Here is a 12649-nt window from a genome sequence, read left to right on the forward strand (position 1 = left end):
ACACTGGGGTGTGACCGACGTGGCAGTGCAGTGGGCAGGGATCAACTGGGCCGGCAACTACGAGTACGGCGCGAGCGCGCTGCACCGGCCGGAGAGCCTGGGTGAGCTGCAGGAACTGGTGGCCGGTACCCCGCGGCTGCGCGCGCTGGGCTCCCGGCACTCCTTCACCGCGATCCCCGACTCCGCCGAGCTGGTCACCCTGGAGGCGATGACCGGCACGGACGTCGCCGTCGCCCCCGACCGCCGCAGCGTGACCGTCGACGCCGGCCTGCGCTACGGCGAGCTGGCCGCCGCGCTGCACCGCGAGGGCCTGGCGCTGCACAACCTCGCCTCGCTGCCGCACATCTCCGTCGCCGGCGCGGTGGCCACCGCCACCCACGGCTCCGGGGTCGGCAACCGGAACCTGGCCTCGACCGTGGCGGCGCTGGAGCTGGTCACCTCCGACGGGGAGCTGCTCCGCGCGGCCCGGGGCGACGCCGACTTCCCCGGCCTGGTCGTCGGCCTCGGCGCGCTCGGCGTGGTCACCCGGGTGACCCTCGACGTCGAGCCCGCCTTCCAGGTGCGCCAGCGGGTGTTCGAGCAGCTGCCGTGGGCGACCCTCTTCGAGCACGTCGACGAGGTGCTCTCCTGCGGCTACAGCGTCAGCCTCTTCACCCTCTTCGGCGACGCCGTCGACATGGTCTGGGTCAAGTCGCGCACCGACGCCGGGCCGGGCCCGGAGGGCGAGCTGTTCGGCGCCCGGGAGGCCGACGGCGAGCGGCACCCCATCCCCGGGATCGACCCCGCGCCGACCACCGGGCAGCTGGGCGAGCCCGGGCTGTGGTCGGACCGGCTGCCGCACTTCCGGATGGGCTTCACCCCCAGCAACGGCGACGAGATCCAGTCCGAGTTCCTGCTGCCGCGGGGCAACGCCGTCCCGGCCCTGGAGGCGCTGCTGCGGCTCGGCCCGCGGATCCGGCCGCTGCTGCAGACCTGCGAGATCCGCACCGTCGCCGCCGACGACCTCTGGATGAGCACCGCCTCCGAGCAGGACTCGGTGGCGTTGCACTTCACCTGGGTGCCGGCGCAGGCCGAGGTGGAGGCGCTGCTGGTCGACCTGGAGGCCGCGCTGCTGCCGCTGGGCGCCCGCCCGCACTGGGGCAAGCTCTTCCTCGCCGACGCCGCGACGCTGGCCCCCCGGTACGCCCACCACGCCGACTTCGTCGCGCTGGTGCAGCGGCTGGACCCGCGCGGCGCCTTCGGCAACGACTGGCTCGAGCGGTACGTCCTGGACGCCGGCTGACGTGCCGGGCGCGGGAGCCCCCGTGGCTCCCGCGCCCGGGGTTCAGTTGCCGCTGGCGAACGCGGCGTCGAAGGCCGCGGCCGGCGGGTCGAAGGCCAGCCGGCGGACGAAGGCCAGCGCCTCGGGCGCCCCCACCAGCCGGTCCATCCCGGCGTCCTCCCACTCCACGGAGATGGGGCCGGCGTAGCCGATGGTGTTGAGCATCCGGAAGCACGCCTCCCACGGGACGTCGCCGTGCCCGGTGGAGACGAAGTCCCAGCCGCGGCGCGGGTCGGCCCAGGGCAGGTGCGAGCCCATCCGGCCGTTCCGCCCGTTGCCGACCTGCTTCTTCGCGTCCTTGCAGTCGACGTGGTAGATCCGGTCCTTGAAGTCCCAGAGGAAGCCGACCGGGTCCAGGTCCTGCCAGACGAAGTGCGACGGGTCCCAGTTCAGCCCGAACGCCTCGCGGTGCCCGATCGCCTCCAGGGTGCGCACCGTCGTCCAGTAGTCGTAGGCGATCTCGCTCGGGTGCACCTCGTGCGCGAACTTCACGCCCACCTCGTCGAACACGTCCAGGATCGGGTTCCACCGCGCGGCGAAGTCGGCGTAGCCCTCGTCGACCATCGACTCGGGCACCGGCGGGAACATCGCCACGGTCTTCCAGATGCTCGACCCGGTGAACCCGACGACGACGTCGACGCCCAGTGCCCGCGCCGCCCGGGCGGTCGCCTTCATCTCCTCCGCCGCCCGCTGCCGCACCCCCTCGGGGTCGCCGTCGCCCCACACCCGCGGGTGCACCATGCCGCGGTGCCGCTCGTCGATCGGGTCGTCGCAGACGGCCTGGCCGTTGAGGTGGTTGGAGATGGCGAACACCTGCAGCCCGTGGCGCTCCAGCTGGTCGAGCTTCTCCTTGACGTAGGACGGGTCCTCGGCGGCCCGGACGACGTCGAGGTGGTCGCCCCAGCAGGCGATCTCCAGGCCGTCGTAGCCCCACCCGGAGGCCAGCCGGCACACCTCCTCGAACGGCAGGTCGGCCCACTGGCCGGTGAACAGGGTGACGGGGCGGGGCATGGCGTTCCTCTCGGTCGGGCGGCTCGTCCGGCCTCGTCCCGGGGCCCGCCGCGAGCTCGCGAGTGGTGGGGAGGACGAGGCCCTTCTTCAGGTGGGGATGTCGGTCCAGGTGGAGCGGGCGGCCGCGCTGCGTTCGACGGCTTCGAGCACCCGCTGCACCTGCAGGCCGTCGGCGAAGGACGGCGTGGGCTGCGAGCCCTCGGCCAGCGCGGTGACCAGGTCGACCACCTGGTGGGTGAAGCCGTGCTCGTAGCCCAGCCCGTGACCGGCCGGCCACCAGGCGCCGACGTAGGGGTGCTCGGGCTCGGTGACCACGATCCGGCGGAAGCCCGCGGTCGCGGCCGGCTCCGCGCCGTCGAAGAAGTGCAGGACGTTCATGTCCTCGAAGTCGAAGGCGAGACTGCCGGCCGAGCCGTTCACCTCGATCCGGATGGCGTTCTTGCGGCCCAGGGCGAAGCGGGTCGCCTCGAACGTGGCCAGCGCGCCGCCGGTGAACCGGCCGAGGAAGACCGCGGCGTCGTCCACGGTGACCTCGCCCATCCCCTCTCCCCCGACGCCCCCGAGCTTCCCGCTGCTGGCCGGCAGCGGGCGCTTGCGCACGAAGGTCTCCAGCACGGCACTGACGCCGGTGATCCGCTGGCCGGTGATGAACTGGGTGAGGTCGACGATGTGCGCGCCGATGTCGCCCAGCGCGCCGGAGCCGGCCTTCTCCTTCTGCAGCCGCCAGGACATCGGGGCGGCGGGGTCGGCGATCCAGTCCTGCAGGTACTGGGCCCGCACGTGCCGGATCTCCCCCAGCCGGCCGTCGGCGACCAGCCGGGCGGCGAGGGCGATCGCCGGCACCCGGCGGTAGGTGAAGCCGACCATCGCGCGGACGCCGGAGGCCGCCGCCCGCTCGGCGGCGGCGGCCATCGCCTCGGCCTCGGCCACCGTGTTGGCCAGCGGCTTCTCGCACAGCACGTGCTTGCCGGCCGCCAGGGCCGCGATCGCCATCTCGGCGTGGGTGTCGCCGGGGCTGCAGATGTCGACCAGGTCGACGTCGTCGCGCTCGAGGAGCCGGTGCCAGTCGGTCTCGGACGACGACCAGCCGAGCCTGCCGGCAGCGTCGGTGACCCGGGCGGCATCCCGGCCGGCGAGCACGGTCAGCTCGGGGACGAGCGGGAGGTCGAAGAAGCGGGGCGCGGTGCGCCACGCGTGGGAGTGGGCGGCGCCCATGAAGGCGTAGCCGATGAGGCCGACGCGCAGAGTCGGCCGGGACGGGCTGGTCATCAGTGCTCCAAGGGATCAGGAGGGCCGCCGGGGAGCGCGGAACGCACCCCGGCGGCCCTCACCGCGTCAGGACTCGAACGCGTCGTCGATGTACTGGTCGACGTTCTCCGCCGTGACCACCGGCGCGTTGAGCACGATCTCCCGCGGCACCTCCTGGGACACCAGGTCGGACAGGCTCTTGCCCTGCGCGATCAGCCGGGCCAGCGCGATGCCGTCGGCGGCCTGGGTCGCCGGGTAGATGACGGTCGCCTCCAGCACCGAGTCACCGGACTGGATGTCCCGCATCGCGTTCGCCGAACCGGCGCCGCCGACCATGAAGAACTCGTCGCGGTCGGCATTGTTGATCGCGGCCAGCACACCGACGCCCTGGTCGTCGTCGTGGTTCCACAGCGCGTCGATCTCCGGTGCGGCCTGCAGCAGGTTGGCCGCCGCCTCCTCGCCGGACTCCGGGGTGAAGTCCGCGGCCACCCGGTTGTCGACGTCCAGGCCGCAGTCGGCGAGCGCGTCGGCGAAGCCCTGGCTGCGCTCCTGGGTCAGCGGCAGCGAGTCGATGCCGGCGATCTCGGCGACCACGGCGTCGGGCTGGTCGCCCAGCCGGGAGCAGATGTAGGTGCCGGCGGAGACGCCCATGCCGTAGTTGTCGCCCAGGATGGTGGCCCGGGCGGCGAACGGGCTGGAGAACTCCCGGTCGACGTTGATCACCGGGATGCCGGCCTCCATCGCCCGCAGCGCCACCGGGGTGAGCGCGGCGCCGTCGAAGGGCAGCAGCACGATCGCGTCGACGCCGTCGTTGATGAAGGTCTCGACCTGGGAGATCTGGGTGCTGGGGTCGTTGGTGCCCTCGGCGATGATCAGGTCGACGTCCTCGTACCGCTCGGCCTCGGCCTGGGCGGCCGTGCTGATGCCGGCCATCCAGCCGTGGTCGGCGGCCGGCGCGGAGAAGCCGATCCGCACCGTCTCGCCGGTCTCGTCGTTGGAGCTGGCGACGACGTCGCCGCCGCCCTCGTCGGAGCCGGAGCTCTCCGGGGTGTTGCTGGTACAGCCGGCCACCAGGGCACCGGCACCCACCAGGCAGACGGCGGTGGACAGCAGGCGACCGTACGGACGCTGCCTCGTTGCAGACATGTTCTCTCCTCGCAGATCGCCGCCCTGGCTGCTCTGCCAGGAGTCGGGGGTGGATCGGGTGGTGCGCCGGTGGCCGGACGGGCCGGTCGCCGGTGGCTGGTCCCGCGCAACGGCTGGGAGCCGGGACGGGATCAGGTCTGGGTGGGCTCAGGTCGGAGGCCGACCGCCGGAGTCACCAGGGCGTGCGCCGGCCGGGCCGCCCGGCGTCGCCGACCCGCCGGGCAGCGCGCCGGCCGGGCTGCCCGACGTGGCTGCGCCGCGGGCCTTCTTGCGGGGGCGGGCCCCGCCGGCGGCCAACCGCTGCTGCAGCAGGACGGCGAGCACGATGATCACGCCGCGGGCGACGGCCTGTGCCGAGCTGGACAGGTTGTTCAGCGTGAAGACGTTGCCCAGCGTGGTGAAGATCAGCACGCCCAGCACGGTGCCGACGATGGTGCCGCGCCCACCGACCAGCAGCGTCCCGCCGATGACGACGGCGGCGATCGCGTCCAGCTCCAGCAAGGTGCCGTGGGTGGAGCTGCCGGTCGTCGTCCGGGCCATCAGCATCACCGCGGCGATGCCGCAGGTGACGCCGGACAGCACGTAGAGCCACACGGTGTGCCGCTGCACCCGGATGCCGGCCAGCCGGGCAGCCTCGGCGTTCCCTCCGACGGCGAAGGTGCGGCGGCCGAACGTGGTGCGGTTGAGCAGCACCCAGCCGGCCGCGGCGACCAGGGCGAAGATGATCACCAGGGTCGGGATGCCGAGGACGTCGCCGCCGAAGAACTCGATGAACCCGCGGTCCTGCACGATCTGCGTCCGCCGGTTGGCGATGATCTCCGCCAGGCCCCGGGCAGCGGCCAGCATCGCCAGGGTGGCGATGAAGGCGACGAGTCTCCCGTACGCGATGACGATCCCGTTGATCAACCCCGCACCGGCGCCGACCGCGATCGCGGTGAACACCATGACGATCCAGTGGAAGTCCTGGGCCATCGCCTGGGTGGCCAGCGTCGTCGCCCAGACCGAGGAGAGCGCGACCAGCGCGCCCACCGACAGGTCGATCCCGCCGCCGATGATCACGAAGGTCATCCCGACGCTGACCACGCCGACGACGGCGGCCAGCCGCAGGATCGTCAGCACGTTGTCCACGTCGACGAAGCGTCCCGGTGCGGTGATGGCGCCGACGATGCAGAGCACGAGCAGGGCCACGACGAGGCCGAGGTTGCGCCCCAGCGGGCCGCCGAGCAGGCCCGGGCCCTTGGCGCGGGCGCCGTCCCCGGCGTCGGCCGCGCTGCCCGACGGCGGTGCCGCAGTGGTGGTCTCGCTCATCACGCCACATCCCCTTCGCGTGCGGCGCCGGGAACCGGGGCCGCTCCTTCCATGACCATGTCGAGCACCTGGTGCTCGTCGAGCTCGTCGGCCGGGCGGCGGGCGATGACGTCGCCGTCGGCCACCACCAGCACCTCGTCGGCCAGGCCGAGCACCTCCGGGATCTCGCTGGAGACGACGACCACGGCGACCCCGCGGTCGGCCAGCGCCCGGATCAGCGCGTAGATCTCCGAGCGCGCCCCGACGTCGACGCCGCGGGTGGGCTCGTCGAGCAGCAGCACCGTGCAGTCGCGCAGCAGCCAGCGGGCCAGCACGACCTTCTGCTGGTTGCCCCCGGAGAGCGTGCGGACCTCGCGGTCGACGTCGACCGGCCGCAGGTCGAGCGCCTCGGCCTGCTCCCGGGCGGCCTGCTTCTCCGCTCCCCCGGACAGGTAGCCGCCGCGGGCGAACCGGGCGAGGCTGGCCAGGGTGATGTTGCGGTAGATCGGCTCGCCCAGCAGCAGGCCCTGGCTCTTGCGCTCCTCCGGCGCCAACCCGACCCCCGCGCCGACGGCGGCCGCGACGTCGCCGGGCCGCAGCCGTCGTCCGGCGACGTGCACCGTGCCGGTGGTGGCCCGGCGGGCGCCGTAGACGGTCTCCAGGATCTCCGACCGGCCCGAGCCGACCAGCCCGGCCAGGCCGAGCACCTCGCCCGGGCGGACATGGAAGGAGACGTCGCGGAACCGGCCGGCCAGCGACAGGTCCTGGACCTCGAGCACCGGCTCGGCGGCCTGGTCGCGGACCTCGCGGCGGGCCGGGAAGACGTACTCGATGGTGCGGCCGGTCATCAGCGTGATGACCTCGGCGGTCGAGGTCTCCCGGGCGGGCAGCCCGGTGGCCACCGTGCGGCCGTCCTTGAGCACGGTGATCCGGTCGCCGACCTCGCGGATCTCCTCCAGCCGGTGGGAGATGTAGACGACGGCGACGCCGTCGGCGGTGAGGTCGCGGACGACCTGGAAGAGGTGGTCGACCTCCTCGGCGTCGAGCACCGCCGACGGCTCGTCCATCACGATCAGCCGGGCGTCCTGGGACAGCGCGCGGGCCATGCTGACCATCTGCTGGGACGCCGCCGACAGCGAGCCGACCTCGGCGGTGGGCCGGATCTCCGGGTGCCCGAGGCGGGCGAGCAGTTCGCCGGCGGCCCGGTTCGCCTGGGCCGGCCGGGTGATGCCCAGCCGGGAGCGCTCCCGGCCGAGGAAGACGTTGTCGGCGACGGTCAGCCCGGCGACCAGGTCGAGCTCCTGGTAGATCGTCGCGATCCCCCGGGCCATCGCCGCCTGCGGGTCGCCCAGGGTGACCCGGTCGCCGTCCCAGCGGATCTCGCCCTCGTCGGGCTGGTGCGCTCCGGCCAGGACCTTGATCAGGGTCGACTTGCCGGCGCCGTTCTGGCCGAGCAGGCAGTGCACCTCACCGGCGCGGACGTCGAGGTCCACGCCGTCCAGGGCGCGGACGCCGGGGAACTGCTTGACGATGCCGCGCATCTCCAGCAGCGGCGTCGACAGCAGGGGCGATCCGCCGGACGGCGACGCGACGGACGTGCTCACGCGCGCTCTCCGCCGTCGGGACCGGGTGCGCCGGACATCGGGACCATCTCCAGACTTTTGCTCAACACTGAACAGAAGTACGTTGCGGGCAGACCATATGACCGCGCTCACAGGCGGGTCAAGGAGCAGCTGCGGCGTTACCGAACCGCAACCGGCGGACGCGTCACCGCTGAGCGGGCGAGGCCGACACGACCGTGCGCAGCGGTCGGCGGTGGGGGCAGCCAGGTCGCGTGCGCAGGACGCGCGGCGGTGCTGGGGTCAGCGCGTGGGCGAGCTGCCGCGCAGTGCGGCCCGGGCCGGACCGGGCTCGTCGGCGGGCAGCAGCCGGGTGACCGACTCCTCGTCCAGGAAGCCCTCGATGGCCATCAGGGCGGCACCGAGCCGGCCGGAGAGGTCGGGTGCGTCGCTGACGGTGATGTCCAGGGCCCGGGCGGCCAGCGGCAGCGAGCGGCCGTAGACCGCTTCCCGGATGCCGGCCAGCAGCGGGGCACCGGCCTGTGCCACCCCGCCGGTCATCACGATCCGGTGCGGGTTGAAGAAGTTGACCAGGCTGGCCAGCACGGTGCCGATGGTGCGGCCCGCGTCGCGGACCAGTTCCAGCGTGGGCCCGTCGCCGCGCGCCGCCAGCTCCACCAGCTCGCGGGTGGAGCCGACCGGCAGCCCGGCCGCCTGCGCGTCGCGCAGCAGCGCCCCACCGCCGGCGATCGCCTCCAGGCAGTTCTCGTTGCCGCAGCGGCAGACCACCGGCCGGCCCCCGGGCGCCGGCACCGAGATGTGCCCGATGTCCCCGGCGCTGCCCTGCGCCCCGCGGTACACCCGGCCGTCGACGACGATCCCGCAGCCGATGCCGGTGCCGACCTTCACGACCAGCACGTCCTCGACCGAGCCGGCCACGCCCATCTCGCCCAGCGCCATCACGTTGACGTCGTTGTCGGCGTAGACCGGGCAGTCGTAGCGGGCGAACGCGCTGGGGATCGGGAAGTCGTGCCAGCCGGGCATGATCGGCGGGTGCACCGGCCGCCCGGTGGAGAACTCCACCGGTCCGGGCACGCCGATCCCCACGGCGCAGACGTCGGCCGGGGTACGGCCGGCCTCGGCCAGCACCAGCTGGGCCAGCCGGTCCACCTCGGCGAGCACCGGCCCGGGGCCCTCCGCGATGTCGATCGGGTGCCCGACCGTGGCCAGCACCTGGGCCGACAGGTCGGTCACCGCGACGTCGACGCTGGTGACGCCCAGGTCGACGGCGAGCACGCAGCCGGCCCGTGCGTTGAACTGCAGCAGGGTCGGCGGCCGCCCGCCGGTGCTCCAGCCGCGGCCGCCCTCCTCGAGCAGCCCGGCGGCGATCAGCTGGTCGACGCGCGCGCTGACCGTGTTCCGCGAGGCCCCGGTGAGCGCCACCAGCTCGGCCCGGCTGTGCGCCCGGCCGGTGCGCACGTGGTGCAGCAGCGCGCCGGCCGAGGCGGAGGGGTGGACCACGCCGCCATGGTGGCACGCGCAACGGTCACCCGGCGTCCGTGCGGGACCGCCGCCCCCGGCCGGGGTCAGCCGGTGAGATCGGCCGGGTCGGCGTTGGCACCGCAGACGACCACGCCGACCCGCTCCCCCGCCGCCGGCACGTACGCCCCGGCCAGCAGCCCGGCCAGCGCCGTCGCCCCGCCGGGCTCGGCAGCGACGTGCAGCTCATGCCAGAGCAGCCGGCGCGCGGCCCGGACGGCGTCCTCGTCGACCAGCACCGCCTGCACGCCGGTGGCCACCGCGGTGCTGAACCCGTGGTCGCCGACCCGGCGGGCACCCAGCGCGTCCGAGGCCAGCCCGCCGACCTCGACGTCCACCGGCCGGCCGGCGGCGAGTGCCGCGGACATCGCCGCGGTGCCGTGCGTCTCCACCGAGACGACGTGCGCGCCGTCGCCGTACCAGGCGGCGATGCCGCCGATCAGCCCACCGCCGCCGGTGGCGACCAGCACGGTGTCCAGCCCGGGCGCCTGCTCGTCCAGCTCGGCGGCGACGGTGCCCTGCCCGGCGACGACGTCCCGGTCGTCGTAGGCGTGCACGGCCAGCGCACCGGGCGCCTGCGACCGCTCCCGGCTGGCGGCGGCCGCCTCGGCGTAGGAGGAGCCGGCGAGCACCGCGGTCGCCCCCAGCGCGCGGATGCCGGCGACCTTGACCGCCGGCGCCGTCTCGGGCACGTAGACCTCGGCGGGGAGGCCGAGCTGGCGGGCGGCGTGCGCCACCGCCAGGCCGTGGTTGCCGCCGGAGGCGGTCACCACCAGGTCGGGCAGCCGGGGCGCGGCCAGCAGCCGGTTGAGCGCGCCGCGGGCCTTGAACGAGCCGGTGTGCTGCAGGAACTCCAGCTTGAGCACCACCGGCACCTCTCCACCGGGCATCACCCACTCCACGGTCGGCGTCCGCCGCACCCGCCCGGTGATCCGCCGGCCGGCCGCCGCCACCTCCTCGCGGGTCACCGGCGCCGGCAGCGCCACGTCCAGGTCCTCCTGTGCCGTCACACGGTCGAGGTTAGGCACGGGAAGAACCGGGCGGCCGGGCGGCTTGTGGCTCCCGGACGTGACCGGTGGCCGCACCGGCCCTGACCTGCGGGAGGACGGCGATGGGCTGGCTGCTCGACGCGCACGTGCACGTCCTGGGCGCAGACGTCCTGTGGCGGGAGATCATCGGCAACGGGATCGGCCTGGCCAGCGCGGTGCTCGGCATGGGCCGGCGGACGGCGGCGTGGCCGGTCGGGATGATCGCCAACGTCCTCCTGTTCACCGTCTTCCTGGGCGGGGTGTTCGCCACGCCGCAGGACACCGACCTGTACGGGCAGGCCGGCCGCCAGGTGCTGTTCTTTGCCGTCAGCGCCTACGGCTGGTGGCGCTGGCACCGCAACCGGGGCACCGACGCGGTGGCGGTCAGCCCGCGCTGGGCCACCGGACGCGAACGGCTGACCCTGGCGCTGGCCACCGCGGCCGGGGTCCTGGTGGCCTGGTGGGCGCTGACCCGGCTGGGCAGCTTCGGTCCGCTGGCCGACGCCTGGATCTTCGTCGGCAGCATGCTGGCCACCTACGGCATGGCCCGCGGCTACCTGGAGTTCTGGCTGGTCTGGGTGGCCGTCGACGCGGTCGGGGTGCCGCTGCTGCTGCGCGCCGGCTACTACCCCTCGGCGCTGCTCTACGTCGTCTACGGCGTGTTCTGCGTGTGGGGCTTCGTGACCTGGCTGCGGGTGCACCGGTCCGCGGTGCGCGGGCCGGCCGACCCGTCGCTGGAGGCGGTGGGCTGATCGTTCAGCCGCGGGCGGCGGTGGCCCGCTCGGCGAGCAGCCGCAGCAGCGGCGGGACGTCGTCCCGGCCCAGCTGCACGTGCACGAACACCAGCTCGTCGCGGTGCTCGGCGGCCTCGGCCAGCGCCGTCCCGAGCTCGTCGGTGGTGGCCGCGGAGCGGTACCGGCTCCGTCCACCGGTGAGGCCGGTGACGACGGCCTGCCAGTCCCAGGCGGGCACGTCGTTGTAGCCGGCGTCCGGGCTCTGCAGTGCGCGCTCGATGGTGTAGCCGCGGTTGTCCAGCAGCACGACCACCGGCGCCAGGCCGGCGGCGGCGATGGTGCCGAGCTCCTGCACGGTCATCTGCGCGGCGCCGTCGCCGATGAGCAGCACCGGGCGGCGGTCGGGGTCGGCCAGGCCCTGGCCGAGCACCGCCGGCAGCGCGTACCCGATGGAGTTCCAGATGGGCTGGCCGCCCCAGACGGTGTCGGTCGGCAGGCGCAGGCTCAGCGCACCCCAGAACGCGGTGCCGGTGTCGGCCAGCAGCGCGGTGTGCGCCGGCAGCCAGGCCTGCAGCACCTGCCAGAAGGAGCGCTGGGTGAGCGGGCCGGCCTCGGCCGGCTCGTCGGTCCAGCCGCGCGCCGGGGTGCCGGGCGCGACCGGCTCCCAGGAGGAGCCGGCGACCGCACGGCCCAGCGCGCCGAGGGCGTCGGGGAACAGCACGTCGCCCAGCCGCTCGGCGCCGAGGGTGACCTCGGTGGCGTGCAGCGCGACCGTCCGCTCGTCGGGCCGCCGGGCGGTGCCGAAGCCGGTGAGCTCGGCGGTGAGCACGGTGCCGACGTGCAGCACCACGTCGGCCCGGTCGACCAGGGCGGTGGTCGCCGGGGCCAGCATGTTCCCGCAGCTGTCCCCGGCGAACGGCGCGTCGATGCCGACCACCCCGCGGGCGGAGATCTGGGTGACCACCGGGATGCCCGACCGCCGGCAGATCCGGGCCAGCTCGGCCCCCAGGCCGAACCGGGCCACCAGGTGGCCGGCGACGACGACCGGGCGGCGGGCCTCGGCCAGCAGCTCCCGGACCAGCCGCTCGAACCGGCACACGGCCGCAGCGTCGGAGTGGGCGCGCAGCGGCACCTCCAGCGGCGTGGCGTCGACCCGGGCGGTGGCGAGATCCTGCGGGACGCTCAGATAGGCCGGCTTGCGATGGGTGACCGCGGCCAGCACGACGGCGTCGATCTGCTCGGCCGCCCGGTGCCGGGTCAGTGTCTCGGTGCGGACGCTGACCTCCGCGGCGGCGCGGGTGAAGTGGCCGAAGTCGCCGTCGGCCAGCGTGTGGTGCACCAGCGCGCCGGCCGCCACGCTCGCCGTCCGCGGGGAGCCGACCACGTGCAGCACCGGCACGTCCTCGGCGGCGCTGCCGGCCACGGCGTTGAGCGCGCTCAGCTCGCCGACCCCGTAGGTGGTGACCAGCACGCCCAGGCCCCGGCGGCGGGCGTAGGCGTCCGCGGCGTACCCGGCGCCCAGCTCGTTGGGCGAGCCGACCCAGCCCAGCCCCTCGACGGTGGCCAGCCCGTCGAGCAGGTCGAGGTTGAAGTCACCGGGGACGCCGAACAGGTGCTCGACCCCGGCCTGCCGCAGCCGGCGCCCCAGGTACTCGGCGACCGAGACGGTGGTGGTGCCCGGCCGGTCGCTCACGGTGGGCAGGGCGTCGAGGACGGACATGGCCGTGAGCATGATCGGGCTGCGAGGATGCGCAAGGAACGGCCGACACGTTGAGC

General features: G+C 74.5%; 10 protein-coding genes. 2 read left to right on the plus strand and 8 right to left on the minus strand.

Annotated features, from left to right (window positions below; all coding sequences use genetic code 11):
- The first annotated feature begins 10 nt into the window (after positions 1 to 10).
- Positions 11 to 1282 carry a D-arabinono-1,4-lactone oxidase gene (locus tag Q1A09_RS01585; protein WP_299951263.1) on the plus strand — a complete coding sequence of 424 codons (1272 nt, stop codon included), beginning with the start codon at positions 11 to 13 and terminating at the stop codon, positions 1280 to 1282.
- A gap of 42 nt (positions 1283 to 1324) precedes the next feature.
- Here Q1A09_RS01585 and Q1A09_RS01590 read toward each other — a convergent pair whose 3' ends face one another.
- The 7 genes from Q1A09_RS01590 to Q1A09_RS01620 all read right to left on the minus strand — a co-directional run bounded on the left by Q1A09_RS01590 (position 1325) and on the right by Q1A09_RS01620 (position 10121).
- The gene (locus tag Q1A09_RS01590; RefSeq protein WP_299951266.1) at positions 1325 to 2332 is read right to left on the minus strand and encodes a sugar phosphate isomerase/epimerase; all 1008 of its coding nucleotides are present in this window, start codon (positions 2330 to 2332) and stop codon (positions 1325 to 1327) included.
- An 87-nt stretch (positions 2333 to 2419) separates the two neighbouring features.
- On the minus strand, positions 2420 to 3601 hold the full coding sequence (locus tag Q1A09_RS01595; RefSeq protein WP_299951269.1) for a Gfo/Idh/MocA family protein: 1182 nt from the start codon (positions 3599 to 3601) through the stop codon (positions 2420 to 2422).
- Positions 3602 to 3667: 66 nt separating this feature from the next.
- Entirely contained in the window at positions 3668 to 4726 is a 1059-nt protein-coding gene (locus Q1A09_RS01600) for a substrate-binding domain-containing protein (protein WP_299951272.1), read from the minus strand.
- A 147-nt stretch (positions 4727 to 4873) separates the two neighbouring features.
- A complete protein-coding gene (locus tag Q1A09_RS01605) occupies positions 4874 to 6034 on the minus strand; it encodes an ABC transporter permease (RefSeq protein ID WP_299951276.1) in 1161 nt (386 codons plus the stop codon).
- Positions 6034 to 7617, minus strand: coding sequence for a sugar ABC transporter ATP-binding protein (locus tag Q1A09_RS01610; RefSeq protein ID WP_299951279.1), 1584 nt, complete (start codon positions 7615 to 7617; stop codon positions 6034 to 6036). The genes Q1A09_RS01605 and Q1A09_RS01610 overlap by 1 nt, the downstream gene beginning before the upstream one ends.
- Positions 7618 to 7875: 258 nt before the next feature.
- Complete coding sequence (locus tag Q1A09_RS01615) at positions 7876 to 9093, minus strand: ROK family transcriptional regulator (protein WP_299951282.1); 1218 nt, start codon at positions 9091 to 9093, stop codon at positions 7876 to 7878.
- A 65-nt stretch (positions 9094 to 9158) separates the two neighbouring features.
- On the minus strand, positions 9159 to 10121 hold the full coding sequence (locus tag Q1A09_RS01620) for a serine/threonine dehydratase (protein ID WP_299951285.1): 963 nt from the start codon (positions 10119 to 10121) through the stop codon (positions 9159 to 9161).
- Between the two features lie 65 nt (positions 10122 to 10186).
- Here Q1A09_RS01620 and pnuC point away from each other — a divergent pair, with 65 nt between their 5' ends.
- Positions 10187 to 10891 (plus strand): nicotinamide riboside transporter PnuC, encoded by a 705-nt coding sequence (gene pnuC / locus Q1A09_RS01625; RefSeq protein WP_299951287.1) that lies wholly within the window; start codon positions 10187 to 10189, stop codon positions 10889 to 10891.
- A 4-nt stretch (positions 10892 to 10895) separates the two neighbouring features.
- Here the strand turns inward: pnuC and Q1A09_RS01630 are convergent, their stop codons facing one another.
- Positions 10896 to 12593 carry an alpha-keto acid decarboxylase family protein gene (locus Q1A09_RS01630; protein WP_299951293.1) on the minus strand — a complete coding sequence of 566 codons (1698 nt, stop codon included), beginning with the start codon at positions 12591 to 12593 and terminating at the stop codon, positions 10896 to 10898.
- Positions 12594 to 12649: the final 56 nt, after the last annotated feature.

The sequence above is a fragment of the uncultured Modestobacter sp. genome (genome assembly GCF_947486615.1).
Lineage (GTDB): Bacteria > Actinomycetota > Actinomycetes > Mycobacteriales > Geodermatophilaceae > Modestobacter.

Bases quoted from the DNA above. Each gene is read 5' to 3' on its own strand.
- Q1A09_RS01590 (WP_299951266.1), bottom strand. From the start codon at position 2,332: ATGCCCCGCCCCGTCACCCTGTTCACCGGCCAGTGGGCCGACCTGCCG.
- Q1A09_RS01630 (WP_299951293.1), bottom strand. From the start codon at position 12,593: ATGTCCGTCCTCGACGCCCTGCCCACCGTGAGCGACCGGCCGGGCACC.
- Q1A09_RS01605 (WP_299951276.1), bottom strand. From the start codon at position 6,034: ATGAGCGAGACCACCACTGCGGCACCGCCGTCGGGCAGCGCGGCCGAC.
- Q1A09_RS01595 (WP_299951269.1), bottom strand. From the start codon at position 3,601: ATGACCAGCCCGTCCCGGCCGACTCTGCGCGTCGGCCTCATCGGCTAC.
- Q1A09_RS01600 (WP_299951272.1), bottom strand. From the start codon at position 4,726: ATGTCTGCAACGAGGCAGCGTCCGTACGGTCGCCTGCTGTCCACCGCC.